Origin of the sequence: Pantoea eucrina, from assembly GCF_002095385.1 — a bacterium.
In the GTDB taxonomy this organism is placed as follows: Bacteria; Pseudomonadota; Gammaproteobacteria; order Enterobacterales; family Enterobacteriaceae; genus Pantoea; species Pantoea eucrina.
On sequence record NZ_MIPP01000102.1, the window covers coordinates 1 to 383 of the forward strand.

Genomic DNA, 383 nt, shown 5'->3' on the forward strand with positions numbered 1-383 from the left:
AGAAAGTAACGAGCAGAAAAACCTCTACAGGCTTGTAGCTCAGGTGGTTAGAGCGCACCCCTGATAAGGGTGAGGTCGGTGGTTCAAGTCCACTCAGGCCTACCAAATTCGCACTCATGCGGCGTTATGTACTCGGTCGTTTACCAAAGTAAACTTCCCTCCTACATGCCTTGCCTGAGCACGAATTTACATTCCTCATGCAAAGAATGTAACTCCTGGTGAGTGGTAGTAGTGGTCTCTGCAGTGACTGTATGGGGCTATAGCTCAGCTGGGAGAGCGCCTGCCTTGCACGCAGGAGGTCAGCGGTTCGATCCCGCTTAGCTCCACCATTACAGTCCTGAAAAATACTTCAGAATGCACCTCAGGGCGCATTGCGAAGTATT

2 tRNA genes are annotated in these 383 nt (G+C 50.9%); both read left to right on the forward strand.

The annotated features are described in order from the left end of the window. The first annotated feature begins 28 nt into the window (after positions 1-28). Positions 29-105 (forward strand) — tRNA-Ile (locus tag HA43_RS18545). 148 nt (positions 106-253) lie between these two features. Further along, positions 254-329, forward strand: a tRNA-Ala gene (locus HA43_RS18550). The last annotated feature ends 54 nt before the right edge of the window (positions 330-383 follow it).